The 22,037-nt window shown below is 70.7% G+C and carries 25 protein-coding genes; 14 read left to right on the forward strand and 11 right to left on the reverse strand.

The window, feature by feature from the left end; all coding sequences use genetic code 11:
• The first annotated feature begins 54 nt into the window (after positions 1-54).
• The 9 genes from ACFQ7Q_RS08250 to ACFQ7Q_RS08290 all read left to right on the forward strand — a co-directional run bounded on the left by ACFQ7Q_RS08250 (position 55) and on the right by ACFQ7Q_RS08290 (position 7,558).
• Positions 55-234 (forward strand): hypothetical protein, encoded by a 180-nt coding sequence (locus ACFQ7Q_RS08250; RefSeq protein ID WP_383551257.1) that lies wholly within the window; start codon positions 55-57, stop codon positions 232-234.
• Entirely contained in the window at positions 231-938 is a 708-nt protein-coding gene (locus ACFQ7Q_RS08255) for a phosphoadenylyl-sulfate reductase (protein ID WP_383551259.1), read from the forward strand. The genes ACFQ7Q_RS08250 and ACFQ7Q_RS08255 overlap by 4 nt, the downstream gene beginning before the upstream one ends.
• Complete coding sequence (gene cysC / locus ACFQ7Q_RS08260; protein ID WP_383551261.1) at positions 938-1,504, forward strand: adenylyl-sulfate kinase; 567 nt, start codon at positions 938-940, stop codon at positions 1,502-1,504. The genes ACFQ7Q_RS08255 and cysC overlap by 1 nt, the downstream gene beginning before the upstream one ends.
• Positions 1,501-2,439: a sulfate adenylyltransferase subunit CysD gene (gene cysD / locus ACFQ7Q_RS08265; protein WP_383551263.1), complete on the forward strand. Its 939-nt coding sequence runs from the start codon at positions 1,501-1,503 to the stop codon at positions 2,437-2,439. Before cysC ends, cysD begins: the two co-directional genes overlap by 4 nt.
• A gap of 2 nt (positions 2,440-2,441) precedes the next feature.
• Positions 2,442-3,788 (forward strand): sulfate adenylyltransferase subunit 1, encoded by a 1,347-nt coding sequence (locus tag ACFQ7Q_RS08270; protein ID WP_383551264.1) that lies wholly within the window; start codon positions 2,442-2,444, stop codon positions 3,786-3,788.
• Positions 3,789-3,988: 200 nt separating this feature from the next.
• Positions 3,989-5,095 carry an aliphatic sulfonate ABC transporter substrate-binding protein gene (locus ACFQ7Q_RS08275; protein WP_383551265.1) on the forward strand — a complete coding sequence of 369 codons (1,107 nt, stop codon included), beginning with the start codon at positions 3,989-3,991 and terminating at the stop codon, positions 5,093-5,095.
• 34 nt (positions 5,096-5,129) lie between these two features.
• Entirely contained in the window at positions 5,130-5,924 is a 795-nt protein-coding gene (locus tag ACFQ7Q_RS08280; RefSeq protein WP_383551267.1) for an ABC transporter ATP-binding protein, read from the forward strand.
• A complete protein-coding gene (locus ACFQ7Q_RS08285) occupies positions 5,911-6,807 on the forward strand; it encodes an ABC transporter permease (RefSeq protein WP_383551269.1) in 897 nt (298 codons plus the stop codon). Before ACFQ7Q_RS08280 ends, ACFQ7Q_RS08285 begins: the two co-directional genes overlap by 14 nt.
• Before the next feature lies 1 nt (position 6,808).
• A complete protein-coding gene (locus ACFQ7Q_RS08290) occupies positions 6,809-7,558 on the forward strand; it encodes a sirohydrochlorin chelatase (RefSeq protein ID WP_383551271.1) in 750 nt (249 codons plus the stop codon).
• Here the strand turns inward: ACFQ7Q_RS08290 and ACFQ7Q_RS08295 are convergent.
• Positions 7,555-8,814, reverse strand: a complete 1,260-nt coding sequence (locus ACFQ7Q_RS08295; protein WP_383551273.1) for a serine hydrolase domain-containing protein — start codon at positions 8,812-8,814, stop codon at positions 7,555-7,557. The two genes, ACFQ7Q_RS08290 and ACFQ7Q_RS08295, sit on opposite strands and share 4 nt — an antisense overlap.
• Before the next feature lie 40 nt (positions 8,815-8,854).
• Positions 8,855-9,751 carry an alpha/beta hydrolase gene (locus ACFQ7Q_RS08300; protein ID WP_383551275.1) on the reverse strand — a complete coding sequence of 299 codons (897 nt, stop codon included), beginning with the start codon at positions 9,749-9,751 and terminating at the stop codon, positions 8,855-8,857.
• A gap of 107 nt (positions 9,752-9,858) precedes the next feature.
• Between ACFQ7Q_RS08300 and ACFQ7Q_RS08305 the strand changes: the two genes are divergently transcribed.
• Positions 9,859-10,893 carry a helix-turn-helix domain-containing protein gene (locus ACFQ7Q_RS08305; RefSeq protein ID WP_383551277.1) on the forward strand — a complete coding sequence of 345 codons (1,035 nt, stop codon included), beginning with the start codon at positions 9,859-9,861 and terminating at the stop codon, positions 10,891-10,893.
• A 47-nt stretch (positions 10,894-10,940) separates the two neighbouring features.
• Here the strand turns inward: ACFQ7Q_RS08305 and ACFQ7Q_RS08310 are convergent, their stop codons facing one another.
• Positions 10,941-11,513 carry a TIGR03086 family metal-binding protein gene (locus ACFQ7Q_RS08310; RefSeq protein WP_383551279.1) on the reverse strand — a complete coding sequence of 191 codons (573 nt, stop codon included), beginning with the start codon at positions 11,511-11,513 and terminating at the stop codon, positions 10,941-10,943.
• Between the two features lie 61 nt (positions 11,514-11,574).
• Positions 11,575-12,198: a DsbA family protein gene (locus tag ACFQ7Q_RS08315; RefSeq protein WP_383551281.1), complete on the reverse strand. Its 624-nt coding sequence runs from the start codon at positions 12,196-12,198 to the stop codon at positions 11,575-11,577.
• A 103-nt stretch (positions 12,199-12,301) separates the two neighbouring features.
• Here ACFQ7Q_RS08315 and ACFQ7Q_RS08320 point away from each other — a divergent pair, with 103 nt between their 5' ends.
• The 4 genes from ACFQ7Q_RS08320 (at position 12,302) to ACFQ7Q_RS08335 (ending at position 14,853) form a co-directional block, all read left to right on the forward strand.
• Positions 12,302-13,162 carry an aldo/keto reductase gene (locus ACFQ7Q_RS08320; RefSeq protein ID WP_383551283.1) on the forward strand — a complete coding sequence of 287 codons (861 nt, stop codon included), beginning with the start codon at positions 12,302-12,304 and terminating at the stop codon, positions 13,160-13,162.
• 73 nt (positions 13,163-13,235) lie between these two features.
• Complete coding sequence (locus ACFQ7Q_RS08325) at positions 13,236-13,445, forward strand: helix-turn-helix domain-containing protein (protein WP_329114377.1); 210 nt, start codon at positions 13,236-13,238, stop codon at positions 13,443-13,445.
• The gene (locus ACFQ7Q_RS08330) at positions 13,445-13,984 is read left to right on the forward strand and encodes a Clp protease N-terminal domain-containing protein (protein WP_383551285.1); all 540 of its coding nucleotides are present in this window, start codon (positions 13,445-13,447) and stop codon (positions 13,982-13,984) included. The genes ACFQ7Q_RS08325 and ACFQ7Q_RS08330 overlap by 1 nt, the downstream gene beginning before the upstream one ends.
• A gap of 146 nt (positions 13,985-14,130) precedes the next feature.
• A complete protein-coding gene (locus ACFQ7Q_RS08335; protein ID WP_383551287.1) occupies positions 14,131-14,853 on the forward strand; it encodes a hypothetical protein in 723 nt (240 codons plus the stop codon).
• 6 nt (positions 14,854-14,859) lie between these two features.
• On the opposite strand, the gene ACFQ7Q_RS08340 is transcribed toward ACFQ7Q_RS08335, so the two are convergent.
• The 7 genes from ACFQ7Q_RS08340 to ACFQ7Q_RS08370 form a co-directional block, all read right to left on the reverse strand.
• Positions 14,860-15,468, reverse strand: coding sequence for a GNAT family N-acetyltransferase (locus ACFQ7Q_RS08340; protein WP_383551289.1), 609 nt, complete (start codon positions 15,466-15,468; stop codon positions 14,860-14,862).
• A gap of 54 nt (positions 15,469-15,522) precedes the next feature.
• Complete coding sequence (locus ACFQ7Q_RS08345) at positions 15,523-16,068, reverse strand: DUF1697 domain-containing protein (protein ID WP_383551291.1); 546 nt, start codon at positions 16,066-16,068, stop codon at positions 15,523-15,525.
• Positions 16,069-16,141: 73 nt separating this feature from the next.
• Positions 16,142-17,344: a S8 family serine peptidase gene (locus ACFQ7Q_RS08350; RefSeq protein ID WP_383551293.1), complete on the reverse strand. Its 1,203-nt coding sequence runs from the start codon at positions 17,342-17,344 to the stop codon at positions 16,142-16,144.
• Positions 17,345-17,567: 223 nt separating this feature from the next.
• Entirely contained in the window at positions 17,568-18,764 is a 1,197-nt protein-coding gene (gene mgt / locus ACFQ7Q_RS08355) for a macrolide-inactivating glycosyltransferase (RefSeq protein WP_383551295.1), read from the reverse strand.
• A gap of 70 nt (positions 18,765-18,834) precedes the next feature.
• Positions 18,835-20,130 carry an ABC transporter substrate-binding protein gene (locus ACFQ7Q_RS08360; protein ID WP_383551298.1) on the reverse strand — a complete coding sequence of 432 codons (1,296 nt, stop codon included), beginning with the start codon at positions 20,128-20,130 and terminating at the stop codon, positions 18,835-18,837.
• Positions 20,130-20,972 carry a carbohydrate ABC transporter permease gene (locus tag ACFQ7Q_RS08365; RefSeq protein WP_383551300.1) on the reverse strand — a complete coding sequence of 281 codons (843 nt, stop codon included), beginning with the start codon at positions 20,970-20,972 and terminating at the stop codon, positions 20,130-20,132. The genes ACFQ7Q_RS08360 and ACFQ7Q_RS08365 overlap by 1 nt, the downstream gene beginning before the upstream one ends.
• Positions 20,969-21,898, reverse strand: coding sequence for a carbohydrate ABC transporter permease (locus tag ACFQ7Q_RS08370; RefSeq protein ID WP_383551440.1), 930 nt, complete (start codon positions 21,896-21,898; stop codon positions 20,969-20,971). The genes ACFQ7Q_RS08365 and ACFQ7Q_RS08370 overlap by 4 nt, the downstream gene beginning before the upstream one ends.
• Positions 21,899-22,037 lie beyond the last annotated feature (139 nt).

A 22,037-nucleotide genomic window follows, 5' to 3' on the forward strand; every position in this document is an offset into this window, starting at 1 on the left:
GGGCACCTCCCGTGCCCGAAGGGCTACGGGGGAGAGCGAAACGAGGGACACAGTATGAGCGAGCGAGCCGCGCCCTTCTACTGCCCGTACTGCGGCGACGAGGACCTGTTCCCGCACGAGAACGGTCACGGAGCCTGGGAATGCCGGGCGTGCAGTCGAGCCTTCCAGTTGAAGTTCCTGGGGCTCCTCGCTCCGGGCACTTCGAGCAACTCCACTGGAGGGGATCCGATATGACGACGACTCAGGCCGCCGAGGCCACCGACCTGAAGGCGATCGCCGAGCAGGCCGGCCGCGACCTGGAGGACGCCTCCGCACTGGAGATCCTCCGCTGGGCGGCCGACACCTTCGGCAAGAGCTTCTGCGTCACCTCCTCCATGGAGGACGCCGTGGTCGCCCACCTCGCCTCGCGCGCCATGCCCGGAGTCGACGTCGTCTTCCTCGACACCGGCTACCACTTCCCCGAGACCATCGGCACCCGGGACGCGGTCGACGCGGTGATGGACGTCAACGTCATCACCCTGACCCCGCGTCGGTCGGTGGAGGAGCAGGACGCCGAGCACGGCGCGAAGCTGCACGACCGCGACCCGGACCTGTGCTGCGCCCTGCGCAAGGTCAAGCCGCTCGAGGACGGCCTGACCGCGTACCGCGCTTGGGCGACGGGGCTGCGCCGGGACGAGTCCCCGACCCGGGCGAACACCCCGGTCGTCGGCTGGGACGAGAAGCGGCAGAAGGTCAAGATCTCCCCCATCGCCCGCTGGACGCAGGACGACGTCGACGCGTACGTCGCCGAGCACGGCGTCCTCACCAACCCGCTCCTCATGGACGGTTACGCCTCCGTCGGCTGCGCGCCCTGCACCCGCCGCGTCGCCGAGGGCGAGGACGCCAGGGCCGGCCGCTGGGCCGGCCGGACCAAGACCGAATGCGGGCTGCACGGCTGATGACCACCACAGAGACTTCCCAGGAGAACCACGTGACCGGTGCCACCATCTGGCTCACGGGCCTGCCGAGCGCCGGCAAGACCACGATCGCATACGAACTCGCCGCCACGCTGCGCGGCGAGGGCCACCGCGTCGAGGTGCTCGACGGCGACGAGATCCGCGAGTTCCTCTCCGCGGGCCTCGGCTTCGGCCGCGAGGACCGGCACACCAACGTGCAGCGGATCGGATTCGTCTCCGAGCTGCTGGCCTCGAACGGCGTGAAGGTCCTGGTCCCGGTCATCGCTCCGTACGAGGACAGCCGCGAGGCCGTCCGCAAGCGTCACCAGTCCGAGGGCACCCCCTATGTCGAGGTGCATGTCGCCACTCCGGTGGACGTGTGCTCCGTACGCGATGTGAAGGGGCTGTACGCCAAGCAGGCCGCGGGCGAGCTCAGCGGCCTGACCGGGGTCGACGACCCGTACGACGAGCCGCGGAACCCCGATCTGCGGATCGAGTCCCAGAACCAGACCGTGCAGGAGTCCGCGGCGCAGCTCCACGCGCTGCTCACCGAGAGGGGCCTGGCGTGACCACCACCGTTGCCCATGTTCATGAGGAGACCGACAGCCCGTTCGCGCTGTCGCACCTGGACTCGCTCGAGTCCGAGGCCGTCCACATCTTCCGTGAGGTGGCGGGCGAGTTCGAGCGGCCGGTGATCCTCTTCTCCGGCGGCAAGGACTCCATCGTCATGCTGCACCTGGCGCTCAAGGCGTTCGCGCCCGCGCCGGTGCCGTTCACGCTGCTGCACGTCGACACGGGTCACAACTTCCCCGAGGTCATCGAGTACCGCGACCGCGTCGTGGCGCAGCACGGGCTGCGGCTGCACGTCGCCTCCGTGCAGGAGTACATCGACGCCGGGAAGCTGCGCGAGCGTCCCGACGGGACGCGCAACCCGCTCCAGACGGTGCCGCTGACCGAGGCGATCCAGCAGCACCGTTTCGACGCGGTCTTCGGCGGCGGCCGTCGCGACGAGGAGAAGGCCCGCGCCAAGGAGCGGGTGTTCTCGCTGCGCGACGAGTTCTCGCAGTGGGACCCGCGCCGCCAGCGCCCGGAGCTGTGGCAGCTCTACAACGGCCGCCACGCCCCCGGCGAGCACGTCCGCGTCTTCCCGCTCTCCAACTGGACCGAGCTCGACGTGTGGCAGTACATCCAGCGGGAGAAGATCGAACTCCCCGAGATCTACTTCGCCCACGAGCGCGAGGTGTTCGCCCGCAGCGGCATGTGGCTGACGGCCGGCGAGTGGGGCGGTCCGAAGGAGTCCGAGACGGTGGAGACGCGGCTCATCCGCTACCGCACCGTCGGTGACATGTCCTGCACGGGCGCCGTCGACTCCGACGCGACCACGCTCGACGCCGTGATCGCCGAGATCGCCGCCTCCCGCCTCACCGAGCGGGGCGCGACCCGCGCCGACGACAAGATGTCCGAGGCCGCGATGGAAGACCGCAAGCGCGAAGGGTACTTCTAGCCATGACGAGCACCACCGAGCAGTTCGCCGACGTGGCGGCCACCACCCTGCTGCGCTTCGCCACCGCGGGCTCCGTCGACGACGGCAAGTCCACCCTGGTGGGACGCCTCCTGCACGACTCCAAGTCGGTCCTCACCGACCAGCTGGAGGCCGTCGAGGCCGCGTCCCTCAAGCGCGGCCAGGAAGCGCCCGACCTGGCGCTGCTGACCGACGGACTGCGCGCCGAGCGCGAGCAGGGCATCACCATCGACGTGGCCTACCGCTACTTCGCGACCCCGCGCCGCCGGTTCATCCTCGCCGACACCCCCGGGCACGTGCAGTACACCCGGAACATGGTCACCGGCGCCTCGACCGCCGAGCTGGCCGTGGTCCTGGTCGACGCCCGTAACGGTGTGGTCGAGCAGACCCGCCGCCACGCGGCCGTCGCCGCGCTGCTGCGGGTGCCGCACGTGGTCCTGGCCGTGAACAAGATGGACCTCGTCGACTACGCGGAGCCCGTCTTCGCCGCGATCGCCGAGGAGTTCACGCGGTACGCCTCCGAGCTCGGCGTCCCGGAGATCACCGCGATCCCGATCTCGGCGCTGGCCGGCGACAACGTGGTGGAGCCGTCCGCCAACATGGACTGGTACGGCGGTCCGACCGTCCTGGAGCACCTGGAGACGGTCCCGGTCAGCCATGACCTGACGGCCTGCCACGCGCGCTTCCCGGTGCAGTACGTGATCCGTCCGCAGACCGCCGAGCACCCGGACTACCGGGGCTACGCGGGGCAGATCGCGGCCGGCGCCTTCCGGGTCGGCGAGCAGATCACCGTCCTGCCCTCCGGCAGGACGTCCACGATCACCGCGATCGACGCGCTGGGCGAGTCGGTCGACATCGCCTGGGCCCCGCAGTCGGTGACGATAAGGCTGGCCGACGACATCGACATCTCGCGCGGCGACCTCCTCGCGCCGGCCGGTGACGCCCCCGCCACCAGCCAGGACGTCGAGGCGACGGTCTGCCACGTGGCGGACCAGCCGCTGACCGTCGGGCAGCGGGTGCTGCTGAAGCACACCACCCGTACGGTCAAGGCGATCGTCAAGGAGATCCCGTCCCGGCTGACCCTGGACGACCTCTCCCAGCACCCCGAGCCGGGGCAGCTGGTCGCCAACGACATCGGCCGCGTCAAGGTCCGTACCGCCGAGCCGCTCGCGCTCGACGCGTACGCCGACTCCCGCCGTACCGGCTCGTTCCTGCTGATCGACCCCGCGGACGGAACCACGCTCGCGGCGGGCATGGCGGGCGAGGCGTTCGCCGGCGCCGAGGCGGCGGCCGTCACGGAGACCACCGAGGACGAAGGGTGGGACTTCTGATGAGCATCGACGTCTACAGCACCTTCGCCAAGGAGGGCGGCCGGGTGGGTTCCGGCGCGCTCGGCGCGGGCCGCGGAGGTGTCGCGCGATGTGCGTGCTGACGCCGATGCGCCGCGTACGCGGCGCGATCCCGCTCCACCCGCTGCACTCCGAACGACACAGACGAAGAAGACTTCGAAGACCCTGAGGGGAACACCTCCGTGCCTGCCTCCCGTACCACCCTGCGCCGCTCACTCGCCGCCGCCGCGGCCCTGCCGCTGCTGATCGGCGCACTCGCCTCCTGCGGCTACGGCTCACAGGCCAAGAACGACGAGAAGAAGGTGGCCGCCGAGGGCGAGAAGCTCTCGGCCGACACGGTACGACTCGGGTACTTCCCGAACCTGACGCATGCCACCGCCCTGGTGGGCGATCAGGAGGGCATCATCCAGAAGGAGCTGGGCGGCACGCAGCTGAAGGTCTCGACCTTCAACGCCGGCCCCTCCGAGATCGAGGCGCTCAACGCCGACTCGATCGACATCGGCTTCATCGGCCCCTCCCCCGCGATCAACGGCTACACCAAGTCCAAGGGCAAGAACCTCCGCATCGTCTCCGGCTCCGCGTCGGGTGGTGTGAAGCTGGTCGTGAACCCGGACAGGATCAAGTCCCTCGACGACGTCAAGGGCAAGAAGATCGCCACCCCGCAGCTCGGCAACACGCAGGACGTGGCCTTCCTCAACTGGATCTCGGAGAAGGGCTGGAAGGTCGACGCCCAGAGCGGCAAGGGCGACGTCTCCGTGCTCCGTACGGACAACAAGGTCACCCCGGACGCCTACAAGTCCGGCTCGATCGACGGTGCCTGGGTGCCGGAGCCGACCGCTTCCAAGCTGGTCAGCGAGGGCGGCAAGGTCCTGCTCGACGAGTCCACGCTGTGGCCCGAGAAGAAGTTCGTGATCACGAACATCATCGTGTCGCAGAAGTTCCTCAGCGAGCACCCGGACGTCGTCGAGGCGGTCCTGCGCGGCACGGTGAAGACCAACGAGTGGATCAACGCCAACCAGGCGAAGGCCAAGGAGTCGGCCAACGCCAAGCTCGAGGAGCTCACCGGCAAGCCGCTCGGCGCGAAGGTCCTCGACGGTGCCTGGCCGTCGATCCAGTTCATCAACGACCCGCTGGCCGCCACCCTGCAGGCCCAGGCGGACCACGCGGTGAAGGCCGGTCTGCTCAAGCAGCCCGACCTGGCCGGCATCTACGACCTGAAGCCGCTCAACAAGGTCCTGAAGACCGCCGGGCAGCCCGAGGTCGCCGACGCCGGTCTCGGCGTCAAGTAACCAGTCCGCAGCTCATACCCAGGAGGTGACGACCATGGCCACGACCGCGACGCTCGCCAAGGCCGACGACCGTACGGCGGTGACGCACGCCGCCCGTATCGAGCACGTCTCGAAGTCCTTCGGCGGACCCAGCGGCGGACAGCTCGTGCTCGACGACATCTCGCTCGATGTCGCCCCGGGCGAGTTCGTCACCCTCCTGGGCGCCTCGGGGTGCGGAAAGTCCACCCTGCTCAACCTGGTCGCCGGGCTCGACCGGCCGTCCGCGGGGTCCATCGAGACCCCCGGCGGCCGGCCGGCCCTGATGTTCCAGGAGCACGCCCTCTTCCCGTGGCTCACCGCGGGCAAGAACATCGAACTGGCCCTGCGGCTGCGCGGGGTGCCGAAGGCCGAGCGCCGCCCGGAGGCCGAGCGCCTGCTCGAACTGGTGCGGCTCTCCGGCTCGTACGGCAAGCGGGTGCACGAGCTGTCCGGCGGTATGCGCCAGCGTGTGGCGCTGGCCCGGGCGCTCGCCCAGGCCAGCGATCTGCTGCTGATGGACGAGCCGTTCGCGGCGCTCGACGCGATCACCCGCGACGTGCTGCACGACGAGCTGACCCGCATCTGGCGGGAGACGCGGCTGTCGGTGCTGTTCGTCACCCACAACGTGCGCGAGGCCGTGCGGCTGGCCGAGCGCGTGGTGCTGCTGTCGTCCCGGCCGGGGCGGATCGCCCGGGAGTGGACCATCGACATCCCGCAGCCGCGCCGCATCGAGGACGCCGCCGTGGCGGAGCTCTCCGTCGAGATCACCGAAGAACTGCGTGGGGAGATCCGCCGCCATGGCCAGCACTGACACGACCACCACGACGGCCGCGAAGGCCGACGACCTGGCCGGTCTGGAGGCGGGCCTCGACGCGCTGGACGCGGTGCAGGTCCGCCGCACCCCGGTGCGCGAGGTCCTCACCGGCAAGGTCCTGCCGCCCGTCATCGCCGTCGCCCTGGTGCTGGTGGTGTGGCAGCTCCTGGTGATGGCCAAGGTCACCGACGAGTCCAAGCTGCCGCCGCCGTCCGCGGTGTGGGACAGCGTGACCACCATGTGGATGGAGGGCACGCTCCTCGAAGTCCTCTGGACCAGCGTGTCGCGCGCCCTGCTCGGCTTCCTGATGGCGCTCGCGATCGGCACCCCGCTGGGTCTGCTCGTCGCCCGGGTGAAGTTCGTCCGGGCCGCCATCGGACCGGTCCTCGCGGGACTGCAGTCGCTGCCGTCCGTGGCCTGGGTCGCCCCGGCCGTGCTGTGGATCGGGCTCAACGACTCGATGATGTACACGGTGATCCTGCTGGGCGCCGTGCCGTCGATCGCCAACGGTCTGGTGGCCGGCGTCGACCAGGTCCCGCCGCTCTTCCTGCGGGCCGGACGCACCCTCGGGGCCACCGGGCTCAAGGGTGCCTGGCACATCGTGATGCCGGCCGCGCTGCCGGGCTATCTCGCGGGTCTGAAGCAGGGCTGGGCTTTCTCCTGGCGTTCGCTGATGGCCGCCGAGATCATCGCCTCCTCGCCCGACCTGGGTCTGGGACTCGGCCAGTTGCTGGAGAACGGCCGGAACAACTTCGACATGCCGGGGATCTTCCTCGCGATCATCCTGATCCTGCTCGTCGGTGTCGCCATCGACCTGCTGATCTTCAGCCCGCTGGAGCGCGCGGTACTGCGCCGTCGCGGACTGCTGGTGAAGGCCTGACATGAGCGCCCCCGTTCTTCTCGTCATCGCCCACGGCAGCCGCGATCCGCGGCACGCGGCGACCGTGCACGCGCTGGTGCGCCGTGCCCGGGCGCTGCGGCCCGGGCTGCGCGTGGAGACGGCGTTCCTGGACTTCAACCTGCCGTCGGTACCGGGAGTCCTGGACCGGCTCGCGGCCGACGGGGTACGGGACGTGGTGGCCCTGCCGCTGCTGCTGACCCGGGCCTTCCACGCGAAGGCCGACATCCCCGCCGTCCTGGGCCAGGCACCTCCCGCCCTGCGGATCCGCCGCGCGGAGGTGCTCGGCCCCTCGCCGCTGCTCGTCGCGACGGTGGAGCGACGGCTGTACGAGGCCGGGCTGACCCCCGGCGAAAAGAGCTCGACCGGGGTCGTCCTGGCCTCGGCGGGCTCCACGGACCCGGAGGCGATCGCAGCGATCGCAGAAACGGCGCGGGAGCTGCGGCGCACCGGTTGGTGCTCCGTGCGGCCTGCGTTCGCCTCCGCATCACTCCCACGGACCGAGGACGCCGTCCGCGCGCTGCGCGCCGACGGCGTGCGCCGCGTGGCGGTGGCCCCGTACGTCATCGCCCCCGGCCGGCTGCCGGACCGCATCGCGGCGGGCTCGGCGGAGGCCGACCACCTGGCGGACGTCCTCGGCCCGTCCCCGGAGCTGGCCCGGCTGCTGATCGAACGGTTCGAGCAGAATCTCGCGTCGCGCGTGGAGAACCTCGCGACGCGGGCGGCGGGCTAGGACCCGTCCGGTCGCGCTCCCCGGTCCGGGGCGCACAGGCCCCGGTGGTCGAGTGTCGCCAGTGCGTCGTCGATGGGGTGGTGCCGCGGGGTACCGGAGGAGTCCACCTCGTTCCACCTCTGGAGATTGACGCCGAAGGACATCTGGCGGGCGCCGTCGGAGCGGGTCCAGGAGACCGTTCCGGCCCCCCAGACCGTGCCGTCGTGGCCCCAGAAGGTTCCGCATCCCGGGATGTCGAGGCGGTGCAGGCCGAGTCCGTACTGGATCATCGTTCCGTCCAGGGCGACGACCGGGATCGTGCGCTGCATCTCCGTCAGCGACGACCGGCTGACGATCCCGCCGTCGAGGAGCCTGCCGTAGAAGCGGTTGAGATCCGGCATGGTCGACACCAGCGCGGCTCCCGTCCCGGTCCAGGACATGTCGTAGACGCTGTAGTCGCGCGGCGGTTCGAGCGCGCCCCACAGGGCCTCGTACATCCGCGAGTGCGGCCCCTCGATGCGTGGGCCGGTCGGGAACCCGGTGTCGCGGAGCCCGGCGCGCTCGATGACGTTCCGGGTGATGTACTTCTCGGCCGTGGTGCCGGTCACCCGCTCCAGGAGTTGGCCGAGCAGCAGGTAGTTGGTGTTCGAGTACACCCCGACCGGACCTCCGGGCTCGCCGGTGGGGGGTGCGTCGAGCCCCAGCCTGATCAGCTCGACGGGGTGGAACCGCCGGAACCGGTTGTCGTCCAGGCTCGTGGACGAGACGTCCGGGAACCCCTGGAGGGACGGGAACGCGTAGGGGATGTAGTCCGGGATGCCGCTGGTGTTGTTGAGCAGCATCCGTACGGTGATCTTCCTGCCGCGCTCTCCCGGTACGAGATGCGGCAGATGGTCGCCGATCGGCGCGTCGAGCCTGATCCGGCCCTGCTCGACCTGCTGCATGATCGCCGCGGCGGTGAAGGTCTTGGTGATGCTGCCGACGCGGTGCCGCATGTCGGGCGTGACGGGGCGGCCGGTCCTGACATCGGCGACCCCGGAGGCGCCGCGCCATGTCCGGCCGGCATCGCGCACCTCGGCGTACACGCCCGGAATCCCGGCCCGGTGGACTCCGTCGAGGGCGGACTTCAGCTCCGCCCGGTTCTTCGGCTCCGCCCCGTCGAAGTCGGTCGACGGCACGGTCCTCGTCTCGTGGGGCGGCGCGGGGGCTGCCGCCACCGTGCCGGCACCCACGCCGAGCGCGACGACGCTCGCGCACAACACCATTCGGATCTTCAAGACGTCGGTCCTTTCGTGATGGATGCGGGGGACGGGACGCTCACGCGGACAGCGCGCGGCGCAGGACGGCACCGAGGTCGGCGATCTGCCGCTGGGAGATCTCGGCGGAGAGGATCGCCTGTGACCCGTGGAAGGTCCCGGGCCACTGGTGCAGTTCGACGGAGACGCCCGACTGCAGCAGGCGCAGCGCGTAGGTGATGTCCTCGTCGCGGTTCGGGTCGAACTCGGCGGTGGCGATGTAGGCGGGTGGCAGGCCGGACAGGTCGGCCGCCCGGGCCGGCGCGGCGTACGGGGTGGCGGGCGCGGAGCCCAGGTAGTGCCGCCACGAGGCGGTGACGACATCGCGATCGGACCAGGGCGTGTCGGTGAAGTGCCGTGCAGACCAGGTCTCTTGACGGTCGTCGAGCGATGCCTCGTTGAGCAGTTGGAAGCAGATCCGAGGCCCCTGCTCGTCGCGCGCCCGCAAGGTCACCGCCGCAGTGATCCCCGCGCCGGCGCTGTGACCGCCGACCGCGATCCGCTCCGGGTCGATGCCGAGTTCGTCGGCGTGCTCGGCCGTCCAGGTCAGGACGGCGTACGCGTCGTCCAGGGCGGCCGGGAAGGGGTGCTCGGGGGCCAGACGGTAGCCCACCGAGATCACCACCGAGCCGGAATCCTGGGCGAGTCGGGTGGCCCACGGGTGCTCGGTGTCCACGTCACCCATGACGTAGCCGCCGCCGTGCAGCCAGATGAAGGCACCGCGGGCACCGCGCGGACGGTAGATCCGCACCGGCACGGCCGGACCGGCGGGCACGACGCGGTCCTCGATCTCCAGGTCCGCGGTGTCCGGTGCCGGCTTGGCGGCGGCCAGTTCGGAGTAGATCTTGCGCCCGGCGGCCGGGTCGGCCACCGGGAGTCGGGGGAACAGCGGGACGAATGCTTCGAGTTCGGGATCCATGCCGATCATCCTGGGGCTCGCCGCCCGAGGGGTCATCCGCCATCCGTCGCGCGTCCCGTCCCGATGACGCGCCGACCGGCGCGCCCTCCTCCTTCTATCCTTCAGGCATGGAGGCACTGGCGGTACGGCTGTCGGGACTTGATCCGTACGTCGACGGCGCGATCCGCATCGTCGCGTTCTACGACACGCTGATGCGCCGGCGCGTGGACCTCCCGGCGCTCGCGCGGGCCTCGGCGGGCCTTGCCGAGTGCGTGGCCGGGATCCGGGTCCACGGCACGGGGCGGTCGATCAGGGTCTCCCCCGAGGGCAGGGATGCCACCGCCCCGCCCGCACCCGCCACGACCACGGTGCCGATCGTCCTCGACGAGGAGGAGATCGGCACGGTGTGGCTGGAACGCGGCGGCCCGGTCAACCAGCTCGACGACGTCCTCCTCGACCGGCTCGCCCTCGCCGCCGCGGCGGCCGTCGAGCGGTACGGCCCGGCCCGCACCACCATGGCCGACCCGGCCCTCGTCGAGCTGGCTATCAGCGCCGAGACCGACGAGGCGGCCAGAGCACGGGCGTTACGGCTCCTGGGGTTCGCCGCCGACGTGCCGGTCCGCGTCGTCGCCGTACGCTCCCGGGTCCCGCTGGACCGCATCGGCGGCCTGGTCTGCCCGTCCCGCCCGGTGAAGGCGGCGCCTCTCGCCGACGTGGGCGTCATCCTGGCGACCACCGTGCACCGGGACCGCTTTCCGGCAGACGCGCGCGCGGGCATCGGCGCCGCGGACAGCCCCCACCGGTCCTGGCGGGAGGCCCGCACCGCCCTCCGCTTCACCAGCCCGCGCGAACCCGTCGTCCACCACGCCGACCTGGGCGCGCTGGCCCTGCTGGCCGAGGTCCCGCGGGAAACCTCGCGTGACAACGCCGACGTCGCCGGGATCGCCCGCGTCGCCGCCGCCCCGGAGGACCTGGAGACGCTGGACACGTACTGCGCCACCGGCTCGCTGCGCCGCGCGGCCGACCTCCTCCATCTGCACCACAGCAGTGTCGCCCGCCGTATCGAACAGATCGGCAGGACGCTGGGCATCGACCTCACCGACCCCACCGGTCTGACCCGGGCCAGGCTCGCGCTCACGGCATGGCGGCTGCTCGCCGACTGACGTACCGGCGTTCCTGCGTTCCCCGGCCCCGGTCCGCCGGACACCCCCTAGCCTCTGGGGTCGCGGCCGCTGGTCGCGAGGGCGCGGGCGAAGGCGGGGGCGTCGTGGTGGGCCTCGAAGGGCTCGGCGAAGCCGTCGTAACGGCGGTAGGTCTCGGCGTGCTCCTCGACGACGCCGAGCAGGAAGCGCCCCGTCGCCTCCGGGACGGTGAGGTCCTGACCGGTGGAGCGGGCCAGGTCCCAGCCGTGCAGGGCGAGTTCCTTGACGAGCAGCGAGGCGATGACCGTCGCCGGCATGGTCACGTGGCCGGTGTCCACCTCGCCGTCCCAGACGTCCGGCTTCTCCCAGGCCGCGAGCGCGCGGTCGAGCTGGTCCGCGTATCGCCGCGCCCAGTCGGCGTCCGCCGTGAAGTCCCGCCGGACGATCTCCTCGGGGAGCTGTCGGCGCCGGGCGCGGTGCTCCAGGCCGTGGCCGGTGTAGAGGACGAGGTGGTTGACGAGCTCGCGGACGGTCCAGTCGGCGCAGACGGACGGCCGGGCGAGTTGGTCGGCGGTGACACCGCGGGCGATACGGGCGGCCTCGGCGGCGGCGACGGTGAGGTGGACGTGGATGTCGTTCATGCCGCCGAGGCTAGGACGGGCCGCTGCCGCCGCTCTTGAAGAATCGCGACAGCCCGGGGGTTCAGCCGAAGTCGAGCCCGCCGGTCCGGGTCCGCTTGAGTTCGAAGAGGTCGGAGTGGCCTGCGAGCACCCGGAAGCTGTCGAAGAGCTCGGCCGCCTTCGGGCCGCGCGGGATGGCCCGCAGGACCGGCCCGAACCAGACCGTGCCGTCGACATGGATCGTCGGCGTGCCGACGTAGCCGTCCGCCTCCGGGTCCTTGCCGGCGTCGTGGCTGCGGCGGACCGCCTCGTCGTACGTGTCGTCGTGCGCGGCCTCGGCGAGCTCGGCCGGCAGGCCGACCTCCGCCAGGGACTCGGCGATCACCGCGTCGAAGTCCTTCTGCTTCTCCTGGTGGATGCGGGTTCCGTACGCGGTGTAGAGCGGGCGCAGAACCTCGTCGCCGTGCTTCTCGGCCGCCGCGGCCGCGACCCGGACCGGGCCGATCGACTTGTCGACGAGCTCCCGGTACCACTCGGGCAGTTCGTTGCCGACGTTGTGGAAGTACAGGCTCATCACCCGGAAGCGCAGCTCGATGTCCCGGTGCCGTTCGACCTCCAGCATCCAGCGGGAGGAGATCCAGGCGAAGGGGCACGCGGGGTCGAAGTAGAAGTCGACGACGGTCCTGGGCTGCGTTTCGGTGGTCATGGCAGGAGCCTAACCAGCAGGCGGCCGCCGTCGGCGGTCCAATCACGACTCCGTCAACTGGGCCACTTCCGGCGGCCGTCCATGATTGTTGTAGCGTCCACCCATGGTCTTGGAGACGTTCACGCTGGGCGGCTGTCTTCCCGTACGCCGACTCGGATACGGCACGGCGCAACTCACCGGACCCGGCTACTGGGGGCCGCGCGGCGAGCGGGCGGATTCGGTCGCCGTCCTGCGGCGGGCCGTGGATCGCGGCGTCACGCTGATCGACACCGCCGACAACTACGGCCCCGGTATCGCCGAGGAGCTGGTCGCGGAGGCGCTGCACCCCTACCGGGACGAGCTCGTCGTCGCGACCAAGGGCGGGGTCGTACGGACCGGCGACAGCGCCTGGCACATCGAGGGGCGGCCGGAGCGGCTGCGGGAGATGTGCGAGGCGAGCCTGCGGCGGCTGCGGACGGACCGCATCGACCTCTACCAGCTGCACCGGCTCGATCCGCGGGTGCCGATGGCGGAGCAGCTCGGCGCGCTCGACGAGCTGCGCGCGGCGGGGAAGATCCGGCACGTCGGCCTGGACTCGGTGACGGCGGAGCAACTGACGCAGGCGCTGACGCTGACGTCCTCGATCGTCTCGGTGCAGAACCGCTTCAACCTCCTCGACCGGGAGTCGGCGGCTGTGCTGAAGGTGTGCGAGGCGCACGATCTGGCGTTCCTGCCGTGGTTCCCGCTGGCCAACGGCGCGCTGACGGGTGAGGCCGCGGCCGCGCTGGACTCGGTGGCCGACCGGCTCGGGGCGAGCCGGGGACAGATCGCGCTGGCCTGGCTGCTGCACCACTCCCCCGTGCTGCTGCCGACGCCCGGCACGGGCTCGCTCGCACATCTGGAGGAGAACCTGGACTCCGCCGCACTCCGCCTCGACGCCTCCGACATCTCCCTCCTGGACGCGCTCGCCGACAGAGCCGCCTAGCGGGCCCGGGCTTCGCAGCCCGCTCGTGTCAACCATGGTTGACACGAGCGGGCTGTCAACGTAGGTTGACAACATGACCGATGCAACCGATCTCGCCGAGCGGGCGGGTGATCGCGACCCCCGGGTCGGGCTCCGCGCCGTCTCCGCACTGAGGCGGCTCCTCGAACAGCTGGAGGCCGTTCAGGTACGCAGCGCCCGCGCCCAGGGCTGGTCGTGGCAGGAGATCGCCGCGGAGCTGGGCGTGAGCCGTCAGGCCGTCCACAAGAAGCACGGGAGGCATTGATGTTCGAGCGCTTCACGAAGGGGGCCCGGGCGGTGGTGAAGGGGGCGGTCGTCCAGGCCGAACGCCAGGGCGCCCCCGTGGTCACCGAGGAGCATCTGCTCCTCGCGCTCCTCGACGCGGAAGGGACCAAGGCGTCCTTCGTCCTGCGGGCCCTGGGAGTGACGGATCGGCGGGAGTCGCTGGAGGCGGCGCTCGCGGACGCCCGTCGACGGGGCGGACTGTCCAAGGCGGACACGGACGCGCTGGCGGGACTCGGGATCGACGTGACCGAGATCGTCGCCCGGGTCGAGGAGGCGCACGGTCCGGGCGCGCTCGCCGACGACCGTGACGGGCGGGTCCGTCGCTCCGGACACCGGCCCTTCACCGGCGAGGCGAAGGGTGTGCTGGAGCGGTCCCTGCGTGTCTGTCTCGGCCGCCGCGAGAAGGCGATCGGCGACGAACACCTGCTCCTCGCCCTCACCGCCCGCCCCGGTGTCGTCGCCGAGACCCTGGCGGACCACGGCGTCACCTACGCCACGGTGGAACGAGCCCTCGGCTAGGAAGGCCACCCCGTCCGGCGATCTTTGAGAAGCTGGACGAGGGCCACCCCCAGCTGAAAGCCTCTCCGCACCAGGCCGAGGCCGACGAGGAGGACACCATCGACACCGCCGAAGAGGGCCAGCACCCGCTGGACTCCGCCAGCGTCATGAACGCGAAGAAGACCCTCCTTGAACTCCTCGGCCGCGCGGGAGTGTTCCACGTCGACGCCGAGGAGCTGATCGCGCTCGTCGAGGCCGGGGCGATCTCGGAGGCGCACAGCGAGATCGGCAAGATCCTGGGGGTCCCGCCGGAGGGCGACGAGCCGTACGCCTCGGGCTGGCTCGCCGGCGCGCGGGCCGTCGACGGCGAACTCGTCAACCTCGCCGAGCGGGCCCTGCGGCGCGCCATCGGCCCGGCCATGACCGACCACCCCCTGCGCGGGAGCGGCCGGGAAGGCGCCGCGCGTGTGCGCACCCCGGTCGGGATGGTGGACGTGGAGCGGGCGAAGGTCGCCGTGACACCGCTCTACCTCGCGTTCAGCCACGCCTCGGATCTCGATCCCGAGGTGTCGGACGAGGTCCTCACCGCGGTCCTCGGCACGATGGGCGTCGTCGAACGGGTCGGATACGCGGGACGGCTCGAGGAGTTCGCCGAGACCCATCGGAGCCGGCTGGCCCAGGTGTACGCGCGGTACGGGCCCGGCAGCCGTATCGCCGTGCACGGCCGCTACTCCCTGATCCACTCCCCCACCAGCATCGCCGTCCTCGAACGACTCACCGCCACTCCGTCCGCGCTGCGGACGGAGTGGGAGGACGCCGAGCTGCCCCCTGCGTGGCTGGAGGGTCTGGCGATCGCCTGGCGAGCCGCGGACGACTCCCCGCCGGCCTGACGTTCGTTACGAAGCCTCCGGGCCGCGCGGTTCGCGCCACATCCCCCACAGCACCGGTCCGCCTCCCGGGAGCCGCAGCTCCTCACGCACGGTGAAGCCGAAGTGCTCGTAGACGGGGATGTTCGACGGCTTGGAGGACTCCAGATACGTGGGCAGACCCGCCGCGTCGGCCTTGGCGAGACCCGAGCGGAGCAGGGCGGACCCGTGCCCCTGTCCCTGGACGGCCGGGTCGGCGCCGATCAACGCCAGGGACCAGTGCGGCTCCTGGGGCGTGTGCGCCGCGGCGGTCTCGACGGCGTCCCTGAACAGCAGGGCCCGGTCGCCGAGGATGTCCTGGAGTTCCCGGATGGTCTCCGCGTCGGGAACGGCCTTGGCCTGCGCCTCCGGCGGCGCCCAGAACGCGGCGGCCGCCTCGGTACGCTCGCACACCCCGTGACGGACGTACTGCCGCGTGAAGATCGTGGTGAAGTAGCGGCCCAACGACGCCTCGCGCGAGGCGTCGTCGGGGAAGAACCAGCGCATCATCGGGTCGTGGTCGAAGGCGCGGGTCAGGGTGCGGCCGATCGGCGCGGCGTCGTCGATCGTTGCCGTTTTCGGTATGTTCGTCATCGACATACGGGTCATTCTGCACCCGGATGATCTTGAACGGGCAGGTGGGGTCCCTCACCGCTACGAGCGGGTCATCTCCACCAGCTTGACCACGGTGTTCCAGTTGCGCGAGGTGGCCACGATCCCCTTGAAGAGGGCGGGGCGGGAGAGCGCCTCGCCGAGCTTGGACCTGCCGAGGCCGTCGGGTGCGTACAGGTAGAGCGCGCGGTCGCCGAGCCGGAACTCCTCCGGCAGGAAGGCCGGCTGGTCGATGGCGGCGAAGCGCTCGGGGTCGACCCGCTCGGAGAGATACGTGACGTGGAGCTGCTTCCCCTCCAGCTCGGCGGCGGGGAAGGGACAGTCGTCGGCGACGGCGGCGAGGTACTCCGCGTCGCGGACGAGGCAGTCGACACGGAAGCCGAAGCGCTTCTCGATGGCGTCCTCGATGCCGGAAGCCAGTCCGCGCTCGTCGGCGTCGGTGGTGAAGACGGCGTTCCCGCTCTGGAGGTAGGTCCTGACGTCGCGGTGACCGAGGCCGTCGAGAAGGGTACGGAGCTCCGCCATGGGCACCTTGCGGTGTCCGCCCACGTTGATTCCGCGCAGCAGAACGGCGTACGTCTTCGTCATGGTCACACGATAAGGCGGCCGCCGTGCCCCGTGGGGGAGGGCACGGCGGCCGCCGGTCATCGGGCCGGGGCCGCTACTCGACGATCTTGAGCAGCTTGTTGGCGGTGCCCTCGGAGGGGTTGGAGATCTTGTCGGGCGTCGCTCCGGCGACCAGGGCCTCGGCGACCTGGTCCGGGGTGGCGTCCGGGTGTCCCGCGAGGTAGACGGCTGCCGCACCGACCACGTGCGGGGTCGCCATGGACGTACCGGAGATGGTCTTGGTGCCGGTGTCGCTGTCGTTCCAGGCCGAGGTGATCTCCGAGCCCGGGGCGTAGAGGTCCACCACGGAGCCGAAGTTGGAGAAGCTGGACTGCTGGTCGTCCTCGGTGGACGAGGCGACCGTGATCGCCTCCTGGACACGGGAGGGCGAGCCCTGGCCCGCGTCCGAGGACTCGTTGCCCGCGGCGACGCCGAAGGTGACGCCGGCGGCGATGGCCTTCTTGACGGCGTCGTCGAGGGCGGGGTCGGCGCCTCCACCGAGGCTCATGTTGGCGACGGACGGACCCTGGTGGTTCTTGGTCACCCAGTCGATGCCCGCGACGACCTGCTCGGTGGTGCCGGAGCCGTTGTCGTCGAGGACGCGGACGGCGACGATCTTGGCCTTCTTGGCGACACCGTGGGCGGTGCCCGCGATGGTGCCGGCGACGTGCGTGCCGTGGCCGTTGCCGTCCTGGGCCGTGTTGTCGTTGTCGATGGCGTCGAAGCCGTCGGCGGCACGGCCGCCGAAGTCCTCGTGGCTGACGCGGACTCCGGTGTCGATGACGTACGCGGTGACGCCCTCGCCGCCCTTGTCGGGGTACGTGTACTTCTTGTCCCCGGCGGTCTCGGCCTGGTCGACCCGGTCCAGACCCCAGGAGGGCGGGTCCGTCTGGGTGGCGTTGATGGAGAACTTCTTGTTCTGGACGACCTTGGCGACGGCCGGGTCGGCGGCGAGGCGCTTGGCCTCGGTCTCCGAAAGCCCGTTGACCGAGAAGCCGTTGACCGCGGAGTCGTAGCTGCGGCGCAGGGTGCCGCCGTACTCCTTCGCGAGCTCGCCCTTGTCGGCCTTCTCGTCCAGCAGAACGACGTAGCTACCTGCGACGGCGCCTTCCGCGCCGAGGCCGTAGACAGTTCCGAGGGCGGGCGTGGGGGCCGCGCCGGCGAACTGGGTGGTGAAGACGGTGACTCCGGCCGCGGCCGCGATCGCGGTCGAGACGGCGATGAGCTTCGTCCGGCGGACACGCTTGTGTATTGCCATGAAGAGGGGTCTCCTCGTCAGGATTTGTGGGGGGAAGAGCCACTGGAAGGAAACTCTCCGGTAGCTGCCTCGAAACCCTTGCTCATTGACGAGTGCAAATCAAGACCTTCGTACACCTGTGACTTACTCAACAAGCTTTCGTAATAATAAATCGGTCAACTCGCCCCAACTCGACGCACGCAGAAGGCCCCCGGTGACCGGGGGCCCTCAATTGCGTAACGGCCTAGGACAGTTCGGCCTCGATCAGGTCCGCCGCCCGGCGCGCTCCCCCCTCGCTCGCCATCCGCTCCTGGATCTCCTTGGCGCGGAGGGCCACTTCGGGGTCCTCGACGAGAGCGAGCACCGCTTCACGCAGGCGCTCGGCGGTCACCTCCTCCATCGGAAGGTGCCTGGCCACACCCAGGGACTGGAGCATGTCCGCGTTGCCGAACTGGTCGACGGCCTGCGGGACCGCGACCATCGGGGTGGCGGTGGCCAGCCCCTCCTGACTGCCGCCCGCCCCGGCATGGGTGATGAAGGCGTCCGCCTGCCTCAGGACCGCCAGCTGGGGGACCCAGGAGCGCACGTCGACGCCGGCCGGGATCTCGCCGAGCTCCGAGGGGTCGACGAACGCGCCGATCTGGAGCACGACATGCCAGCCCGGCAGGTCCCCGAAGGCGGCGATGCACGCCTTGTAGAAGTCGGGCTGCTTGGTGAAGGCCGAGCCCAAGGAGACCAGGAGCACCTTCTCCGCGTCCGCCGGACGCTGCCACTCCCCCTGGTCGGCCCGGTCGCCCTGGCAGGCACCGACGAAGGTGAAGACGGACTCGTCGACCCGCTCGGCATGCGGCTGGAGCGCCCCGGGGATGAGCGCAAGGGCCCTGCGGGGGCGGGCGATGAGCCGGTCGGGGTGCGTGTCGACATCGTGCTCGGCGAGCCATTTCTCGAAGCGGGCGTAGTACGCCTTGCCCCGCTCCGAGGCCTTGAGCTCGGCGAACATGGGCTCGGCGACCTCCTCCTCGTACCCCTCCCACGGGACGAGATTCGGCCAGAGTCCCACGGCGGGCACATTCCACCGGTGTGCGAGGACCGGAGCCGGGTAGGCGGTGATGTCGTGGAGGACAAGATCCGGACGGTCGTCGTCGAAGGCCGCCGCGAGCTGGGGCAGCGCCTGGATCGCGTCACGGAGGAAGGGTTCGACGTTGTCGATGAGTTCGGTGCCCCACGCGTCCGGGTCGTCGTCGGTCGGAAGCGTGGAGGTGTAGACGACGGGCGTGGCGCCGGTCGCGGCGACCTTCTCGGCGAAGGAGGCGGGGATGGCGTAACTGACGCGGTGCCCGCGGGCGACGAGCTCGCGGATCACTTCGAGGCTCGGGTTCACATGGCCGTGGGCGGCGATGGAGAACATGGCGATATGGGCGGGGCGCGGAGTGGCGGTCATGGCTTCACAGTAAACGAGACGAGACGTCTCGTCCAGTCATATAGGTGGGCGTCGCCTCGCGGCGTGCGGCTCAGCGACGCTGATAGCGGGCGAGAACCAGGTTCCCGTCCTCCACCAGACGCTTGCGCAGCTCCTCGGTGTCGATCGCGCCGCTGTAGTACTCCTGGTACGCCGGGGTGGCCACCTTGTCCTTCCATTCCGGGTAGCCGCGCACGGATTGCGCAGGCGCGGGCTGCAAATATTCGGCCACGGCGGCTCCGGTCGCCCAGCCGTCCTTCGCGGTGCGCAGGGAGGGGTCCGCGAGCGCGGCCGTGCCGGTCGGCAGCATCCAGTCGCCGCGCGCCAGGCGGACCATGCTGTCCGGCTGGAGGAAGAAGTCGAGGAACCGCGCCGCCTCCTTCTTGTACGGACTGTCCTCGGCGATCGACAGCGTCTGCGGACTGACGCCCTGCGCGAGCCCGTCCTTCCCGGCGGGCGCCGGAAGCACGATCCACTCGAAGCCCTCGGGTGCCTGCTGGGTGATCTGCTGGCGGTACGAGAAGCCGAGCGGGACCATCGCGTACTTGCCGCCGAAGAAGCCCGGCAGGGCGTCGGAGCCGCCGGTGCCGAGGGTGGAGCGCGAGGCGCTGACGTCGGTGTTCACCTGGTCGTGGATGGTGCCGGGGACGACGCCGTCCTCCTCGGTGAAGCCGATGGTCACCCTGCCGTCGGATTCCCGGTGGAAGAGCTGCCCGCCCGCCGAGAGCCCCAGGTTGAGGCTGACGGAGACCGGCTCCTTGAGGGGCCAGGCGACCGCGTACCTCCCCTTGCCCATCGTGGCTGTCAGTTCCCTGGTGATCCGCCGGAACTCCTCCCAGCTCCAGGGCTTCTCCGGCGTCGGGATCCGGACACCGGAGGACTCCAGGATCCGCTTGTTCGCCATGATCATGCGGGGCTCCTGGAGGAAGGGAACGCCGTAGATCCCGTCGCCGAAGGTCGTGGTCTGCCAGCTCCGCGCGGGAATGTCGGCCTTGAGCCGCTCGGGCAGGAGGGTGCGGAGATCGGCGAGATAGCCGCCGTAGGCGAAGTCGGCCAGGTCGTCGGAGGCGTCGTGGATGATGTCGGGCGCCTCCCCGCCCTCGAAGGAGGTGAGGAGCTGGTCGTGGACGGAGTCCCAGCTGCCCTGGACGTAGTCGACCTGGACGCCGGGATGGGCCGCGTTCCACTCCTTCACCAGTTCCTTGTTGGCGTCGACGGACTCCTTCTGCCAGGCCAGCGACTGGAAGCGGAGCCGGATCGGGCCGTCGTCGGGGTCGCCCCCGGCGGAGCATCCGGTGAGCAGCAGCGCCAGCGCGGCCGCGGCCGCCGTGAACACCCGTACGCGCATCAGGACTTCACCGCCCCGGTCAGCATCCCGCCGGTGATGCGCTTCTGGATGATCGCGAAGATGACGAGCGAGGGGATCGTCGCGAGGAACGCGGCCGCGGCGAGCGGTCCGAGATCGGCGACGCCCTCCGCGCCGAGGAAGTGGGTGAGGACGACCGGCAAGGTCTGCTTCTCCGGGGTCTTGAGCAGGACGAGCGCGAAGAAGAACTCGTTCCATGCGGTGATGAAGGCGAAGAGCGCGGTGGCGACGATGCCGGGGGCGAGCAGCGGGGCCGTGACCGAGACGAGCGTACGGAGCTTCCCGGCGCCGTCGACGGCCGCGGCCTCCTCCAGTTCGGCAGGGACGGCCCGTACGTACCCGACGAGCATCCACAGCGCGAACGGCAGCGACCAGACCACGTACACCATGACCAGGCCGAAGAGGCTGTTGATCAGGTGCAGGTTCTTCAGGACCAGGAAGAGCGGGATGATCACCAGTACGAAGGGGAAGGCCTGGCTGATCACGACCCAGCCGGTGGCGGCGGTGGAGAGCCGGCCGCGGTGGCGGGCCATCACATAGGCCATGGGCGTGGCGATGACGACGGCGATCAGTGCCGCGAAGAGCGCGGCGATCAGGCTGTTGCCCGCGGCCTGCAGCAGCGGCTGCTCCTCGAACGCCTGCCGGAAGTTGGCGAGGGTCGGGTCCTTCGGGATCCAGGTCGGGTGCAGCGAGCCCAGTTCCGTCGCCGGCTTGAAGGCGGTGGAGATCAGCCAGAGGAACGGGAAGGCGAGGAAGACCAGATACGCGAGCAGAGCCAGATACTGGCCGAACCTCGCGGGCCTGCTGGTGCGGAGCGTGCTCACCGGTCCTGGTCCCCCTTCAGCCGTCCGACGAGATAGAGGGCGAGGAGCACGGAGATGACGGCGACCATCACACAGCCCATCGCGGCGGCGTATCCGAACTGCCCGTAGCGGAACGCCTCTTCGTAGGCGAAGAGTATGGGGAGCCGGGTGCGGCCGCCGGGTCCGCCGTTGGTCAGCACGTAGACCAGGGCGAAGGAGTTGAAGTTCCAGATGAAGTTGAGGGCCGTGATCGCGAGGGCGACCGGCTTGAGCGCGGGCCAGGTGACGGTACGGAAGCGGCGCCAGGCGCCCGCGCCGTCGAGGGCGGCGGCCTCGTGGAGTTCATGCGGGGTGTTCTGCAGTCCGGCGAGCAGGGCGACCGTGGTCTGGGGCATCCCGGCCCAGATGCCGACGAGGATCACGGCCGGCAGGGCGGTGGCGAGCCCGGTGAGCCAGTCCTGGCCCTCTCCGAGGCCGAGATCGCGGATGGTCTCGTTGAGGATGCCCGCGTCGGGGTTGTAGACGAGCCGCCACATGATGCCGACGACGACCTCGGGCATGGCCCAGGGGATGATCGCGAGCGCCCTGGCCAGCCAGCGGAAGCGCAGGTTCTGGTTGAGCAGGAGCGCGAGACCGAGGGCGAGCAGGAACTGCGGGAGGGTGACGCCGACGGCCCACAGCAGGCCGATCCGGAACGAGTCCCAGAAGAGCGTGTCGTGCAGCAGGTCCTGGAAGTTGAGCGTGCCGACCCACTGGGTGGCCTGGGTGCGGCCGGACTGGGCGTCGGTGAACGCGAGGGCGATGCCGTAGAGCAGCGGGCCGACGCTGAGGATCAGGATGGGGATCAGCGCGGGCAGCACCAGGAACCAGGCGCTGTGGTCCCGCCCGTGACCTGGTCTCCGGCCGGTGGTCCCGGGACCGCCGGACCGCTTCGTCGCGGTCGCCAGCACACTCACAGATTCGACCCCTTATGCGCCTTTTGCCACGCCGCCTCGGCCTCCGTCATGGTCTTGACGGTCCGTCGGTTCGTCAAGGCCACCTGCAGGGATGCAAGACTTTGGCTGATTCGCACAGGCAGGTGGGAGA

This window comes from Streptomyces sp. NPDC056527 (assembly GCF_042794475.1).
Taxonomy (GTDB): Bacteria; Actinomycetota; Actinomycetes; order Streptomycetales; family Streptomycetaceae; genus Streptomyces.